This window comes from Albidovulum sp., assembly GCF_049646345.1.
Taxonomy (GTDB): Bacteria; Pseudomonadota; Alphaproteobacteria; order Rhodobacterales; family Rhodobacteraceae; genus Albidovulum.
Window position 1 is genome coordinate 1 of the sequence record NZ_JBARVQ010000196.1, and the last position, 5,799, is coordinate 5,799.

At 60.4% G+C, this 5,799-nt stretch carries 5 protein-coding genes; 4 read left to right on the plus strand and 1 reads right to left on the minus strand.

Features of this window, described 5'->3' with window-relative positions; translation table 11 throughout:
- The first annotated feature begins 273 nt into the window (after positions 1 to 273).
- The 4 genes from WBB85_RS04770 to WBB85_RS04785 all read left to right on the plus strand — a co-directional run bounded on the left by WBB85_RS04770 (position 274) and on the right by WBB85_RS04785 (position 4,812).
- Positions 274 to 1,227, plus strand: a complete 954-nt coding sequence (locus tag WBB85_RS04770) for a Bug family tripartite tricarboxylate transporter substrate binding protein (protein WP_432637481.1) — start codon at positions 274 to 276, stop codon at positions 1,225 to 1,227.
- Between the two features lie 65 nt (positions 1,228 to 1,292).
- A complete protein-coding gene (locus tag WBB85_RS04775; protein WP_432637482.1) occupies positions 1,293 to 1,748 on the plus strand; it encodes a tripartite tricarboxylate transporter TctB family protein in 456 nt (151 codons plus the stop codon).
- An 8-nt stretch (positions 1,749 to 1,756) separates the two neighbouring features.
- The gene (locus WBB85_RS04780) at positions 1,757 to 3,241 is read left to right on the plus strand and encodes a tripartite tricarboxylate transporter permease (RefSeq protein ID WP_432637483.1); all 1,485 of its coding nucleotides are present in this window, start codon (positions 1,757 to 1,759) and stop codon (positions 3,239 to 3,241) included.
- The gene (locus tag WBB85_RS04785) at positions 3,238 to 4,812 is read left to right on the plus strand and encodes a gamma-glutamyltransferase family protein (protein ID WP_432637484.1); all 1,575 of its coding nucleotides are present in this window, start codon (positions 3,238 to 3,240) and stop codon (positions 4,810 to 4,812) included. The genes WBB85_RS04780 and WBB85_RS04785 overlap by 4 nt, the downstream gene beginning before the upstream one ends.
- A 69-nt stretch (positions 4,813 to 4,881) precedes the next feature.
- On the opposite strand, the gene WBB85_RS04790 is transcribed toward WBB85_RS04785, so the two are convergent.
- Positions 4,882 to 5,799: DNA recombination protein RmuC (locus WBB85_RS04790; RefSeq protein WP_432637485.1), on the minus strand; the 918-nt coding region annotated here is incomplete at its 5' end.

A 5,799-nucleotide genomic window follows, 5' to 3' on the forward strand; every position in this document is an offset into this window, starting at 1 on the left:
GCGCTGGACGGAGCTTTCCGTCTCTTCGGTCAGCCCCGCGATTTCCTTGACCGTCAAAGAGCCGTTGGAAGCCTGAAAGGACTCAAGGGTTTGCAGGGCTTTCAACAGCGCATTCGAGCTCATCGGAAATGGCCTCCTTTTGGGTGGAAAATGCACAGGCCGCGCGATTACTGCAATAACCCGTGTGGAATTACTGGTTGACGGGGCAACAGAAAGATTCCAAAATTGCATATCGACTGTATAAATCGCTATACGATAAAGCTGGAGGAAATGATGAGGAACCTGCTTAGATCGGCCGCGCTTGGCCTGTTGGTGTTTTCGGGGGCGGCGATGGCTGATGAATGGCCATCGAAGGGCATTAACCTGACGGTCGGCTATGGTGCGGGGGGAACAACGGATTCGACCGCTCGGGTTCTGGCCACATTGCTTGAGGAAGAGCTTGGCACATCCGTGACAGTCATCAACAAGCCCGGTGGCGGCGGTTCGGTCGCGGCGGGCCTTGCAGCGGCGCAAAAGCCTGATGGCTACAATGTCTTTACCTTCACGACGGGTGCCGCAGTTCTTTCACCGCATCGCCAGGACCTTCCCTATGACACTCTCAAGGATTTCACCTTCATCGCGCAATATGGCGCGTGGCATCTGGGTGTCGTCGTCCCTGCGGATGCGCCTTACCAGACCTTTCAGGACCTGATTGCCTTCGCCAAGGAAAACCCCGGCGAAATCAGCTATGCGATTGCAGGCACGGGAACGCCGCAGCATCTGACGATGGAGCGTCTGGCGATGGAAGAGGGCCTTGATTGGAAGGCCGTGCCGTTCAAGGGCGGGGCCGCTTCGGTTACGGCGCTTCTGGGCAACCATGTGGATGTCATGGCTGGTGCCACCGAATGGCTGCCTCAGGTGCAATCGGGTGAATTCCGGCTGCTCGCCGTCATCACCGATGCCCGCATGGATCAATTTCCTGATGTGCCGACGTTGCAGGAACTGGGCTATGACATCGCGGCACCGTCGATCCTAGGCATCGCCGCTGCCGATGGTGTGCCCGCAGATGTGGTCGAACGGCTTGATGCGGCGATCAGGACGGCCACCGAAAGCGAAGAGCTGCAGGCGATCATCGACAAGCTGGCGATGAAGATGACCTACCGCAACAGTGCAGATTTTGAAAAGAATGTCCGCGAGAACTACGAGATTCAGGGCGAGATTATCCGCGCGGCGGGACTCGGCAAGTAATCGACGACATGGTGAAGGCCCGCGACCGTTCTCTGCGGGCCTTCGACCTTTCCAAGGGGGATTGAATGAACCGGAAAATGTCGGACATGGTCTCGGGGCTGGCCTTGCTGGGTTTCGCCATCACCTTGCATGCCTATCTGATCCCGACCCAGGTCCCTGGCAGTGACACTTCGGCGATGTCGCCGCAGTTCTTTCCCAAGCTTGGCGCAATTCTGATCGGAATGGGCGGGTTGGCCCTTGTCGTTATCGCGATTGTCACTGAAGCGCCCCGCGATCTGGCTGACACGGTCAAGGCATCCCCGGCGCATACCCGGATCGTGATCGCCGTCGCAGCAGCAATGGCCGGATTTATTCTTCTCTTTCAATGGTTCGGTTACTTCTATGCCGCACCTCCACTGATTGCGGTGTTGATGATTGCCTTTGGGGCCCGAAAACCGTTGCCGGTTCTTGCAGTCACCGTCCTTGCAACCGCTGTTCTTTATGCGGTGTTCAGCCTTGGGCTGAACCTGCCGCTGGTCTGAGGGTTTCCATGGTTACCGATATCCTCTCTGCCCTCGACATGTTGATGTCCGTCCAGAACATGGTCGCGATATTCGTCGGTGTCGCCTTTGGTGTCTTCATGGGCGCTGTGCCCGGGCTGACCGGCACCATGGGCATCGCGCTTGTCATTCCGCTGACCTATGGGTTTACCCCGATCACCGCCTTTGCGCTGTTGCTTGGCACTTATAAGGGCGCGCTTTTCAGCGGTTCCATTCCGGCCATTCTGATCAACACACCGGGTACGCCCGCTGCGGCGGCCACCGTGCTTGACGGATATCCGCTGACCCGGATGGGCCGGGGAGGTGAGGCGATGGGCATGGCGCTCTGGTCCTCGGTGATCGGCGATGTGATATCGACGATCGCGCTGATCTTCGGGGCGCTTCTTCTGGCGCAGCTTGCCACAAAATTCGGGCCGCCGGAATTCGCGATGCTGGTGCTGTTTTCCCTGACCATCGTCGCGGGCGTTTCGGGGGACTCGATGATCAAGGGCCTTATCGCCGCCGCCGTTGGCTTTATCTTCGGCACGGTAGGTCTTGATCCGATGATGGCGACGCCGCGTTTCACGTTTGGCGAGCTTTCCATGCTGAATGGCGTTTCATTGATGGCGATGCTGATCGGGCTGTTTGCCGTCTCGGAACTTTTCATTCAGGCCGAAGCCGTTGCCGGGACCATGTCGAATGTCATTGTGCCGAAGGCACAGATCAAATGGTCAAAGATCCGCGAAAGCCTGCCCACGATCCTGCGCGGCTCGGCGATCGGAATTGTTCTGGGCTCCATTCCGGGGCTTGGGGCCACGCCTTCCGCGTTTCTGTCCTATTCCGAAGCGAAAAGGGCCTCCAAGACCCCCGAAGAATTCGGCAAAGGGTCGCTCGATGGTGTGGCGGCGGCTGAATCCGCCAATAATGCAACGGCCGGAGGTGCGCTGATCCCTCTCATGGCGCTCGGTGTGCCGGGCGACGTGGTGACCGCCGTTCTGCTGGGGGCCTTTCTTATTCACGGCCTCGCACCCGGACCGCAGCTTTTTGCCGAGAACCTCGACCTCGTCTATGCGATTTTCATCGCCCTTCTGATCGCGGCGCTGATGCTGCCGGTCATCGGCCTGGCCGCGATCCGGCTCTTTTCAAAGATCGTCATGATCCCACGCTACGTGCTTTATCCGATCATCGCGATCCTGTGCCTGCTGGGTGTGTTCGGCTTCAATTCCAGCCCGACGGACCTGTGGGTCATGCTGGGTTTCGGTATCCTTGGCTATGCGATGCGCAAACTGGCCTTCCCGCTGGCTCCGATGATGATCGGCTTTGTTCTGGAACCCATCGGCGAACAATCGGTCAGGCAGGCGCTGACCATCTCCTCGGGTGAGTGGTCCGTCTTCGTATCGACCCCGATCTCGGTTCTCTTCCTGCTGCTGACGCTACTGTCGGTTGGCTTTATCACAAGACGAACGCTGAAAGACCGGAAAGGAATGCGCCGATGAGCCGTTCCGCCAGCCAGTCCCAGCACATCCGCAAACCGGCGGCCATCAGCGAAAAGGGGCTGGTGGCCTCGCAGAACCGCATCGCGTCAGAGATCGGCGCCAGTGTGTTGCGCAGGGGAGGGAATGCGGTTGATGCGGCCATCGCCACATCCTTTGCACTGGGCGTTGTCGAGCCCTGGATGAGCGGGATCGGCGGTGGGGGCTATATGATCGTGCGGCGCGCGGGCGATGCCGGGGCTCAGGTCGTCGATTTCGGCATGCGTGCACCTGCGGGCCTGAGGACAGAGGACTATCCCGTCACCGACGGCAAGGCGGGCGATCTGTTCCCCTGGCCCCTCGTGAAAGACGACGCCAATGCAATCGGGGCAAGGTCCGTTGCGATCCCGGGGCAGGTGGCGGGGATGGGGGCGGCCCACCGCGCATTCGGAACCCTGCCCTGGGCGGAGCTTGTTGGCCCTGCAGTGGCCGAAGCGGAAGCCGGGCTGGTCGTCGACTGGTATGCACAACTGATCCTTTCGGGCGCGGCGAAGGGTCTGGCCCGCTTTCCGGCGTCCCGCGCGACCTATTTCGACGCCGACGGATTTCCGATGGCATCGGCCTGGACAGCACTGGACCAAACCCGCTGCGATCAGCGCGCCCTCGCGGCAAGCCTTGCGACCATCGCCAACAAGGGGGCCGATGCCTTTTACGAAGGGCCGCTTTCCGAACAGATCATCCGTGATCTTCAGGCCGAAGGCGGGCGTCATAGTCTTGAAGACTTCCGCCAGTACCGGGCCCGGATCGTTCCGGCCGCAGAATATGGCTACAAGGGCCACAAGGTCTTCGGAACGCCGGACATGACCGCCGGTCCGACTCTCGCGCGGGTTTTGCACCTGCTCGGGGAATGGCAGCCAGTCGGACCAAAACCGACGGCAGAGGATTTCGCGACTTTTGACCGGGCGATCCGGCAGGCTAACCGTGAGCGGTTGGAGATGATGGGAGACCCCGCCACCGAGGCCGCCCCAAGCTGTACGACGCATTTCAATGTCGTCGATGAAGACGGCATGATGGTTTCGGTGACCCAAACTCTGCTGTCCATCTTCGGATCGCGCATGATCCTGCCAGAAAGCGGCATCCTGATGAACAACGGGATCATGTGGTTCGATCCTGAACCGGGAAAGCCGAATTCGATCGGGCCGGGAAAGCGTTGTCTTGCCAATATGTGCCCGACGCTTCTGGAGCGGTCCGACGGCGCCCGCTTTGGTCTGGGGGCGGCAGGGGGACGCAAGATCATGCCCGCCGTTGCTCAATTGACCTCATTCCTTCTCGATTATGGGATGGATGCCGATGAGGCCATCCACGAACCGCGTATCGATGTCAGCCTTGCCGAAAAGACGATCGCGGACAGCGCCATGCCTGCCGATCTTCTGGCCCGTTTGCAGCGACTCGTCCCCGAAATCACCTTTGCCCCGCGTACGGTCTATCCCTACAGCTTTGCCTGCCCCTCTCTGGTCGGGCGGAGCGGGAAGACCAATAGCGGTGCGACGGAAGTCATGGCCCATTGGGCAGACACGGTGACCGCAGACACGTGATCCTCTGAGGTGTTGGACCTGTAGCAGATCAGTGCAAGCATGATGATGTGAGTTCGGTATGTGCCCCGGTCAGGGCTTTGCCAGCGGCACGACGCGTGCCACATCGCCTTCCGGTGCCAGTTCTTCGAAATCGAAATTGTCGAGCCTCGCCGCCCGCTTGCCCGCCCGCTCGGCCGCCGTGGTTATCCCGTCAAGATCCTGTCGCGCCTGGTTGAAATGGGTGTCGAGCTTTGAGACACGCTCGACCACCAGTTCCACGTCACGGTGAAGCTGGCGCAGTGTGGTGCGGATCGCGCCCGCCTGTTCGCGCATGCGGGCGTCTTTCAGCACCGCCCGCATCGTGTTCAGCGTCGCCATGCAGGTTGTGGGCGAAACGATCCAGACCTTGGCGTTGAAGCCTTCGCGTACAAGTTCCGGGAAGTTCGCGTGAAGCTCGGCATAGACCGCTTCCGAGGGCAGAAACAGAAGCGCGCCGTCGGCGGTTTCGCCATCAAGGATGTATTTCTCGGCAATCGCCTTGATATGGGCCCGCACGGCGATACGCAGCATGCGCTGGGCCTCGATCAGTTGCGACTGGTTTTCGGCGCGGCGCAAAGCCTCGTAGGCCTCCAGCGGAAACTTCGAGTCGATCACAATCGGGCCGGGTGGATTCGGCAGGTGAATGAGGCAATCGGCGCGTTTGCCGTTCGACAGTGTCGCCTGCATGGTGAAGGCGTCGGGCGGCATCGCTTTCCGCACGATGTCGTTAAGCTGAATTTCCCCGAACGCGCCGCGGGTCTGTTTGTTCGAGAGGATATCCTGCAGGCTGAGGACATCGCCCGACAGCTTCTCGATATTCGACTGCGCCTTGTCGATCGTCTCCAGCCGCTGCTGCAACTCGCCCAAGCTGCGCGCGGTGCGGGTGGCGGTGCCGTGCAGGCTTTCGCTCATGCCCTTCGAGACTTCGGCGAGGCGCTGTTCCATCAGTTGCAGAACGCGGGTCTGTGA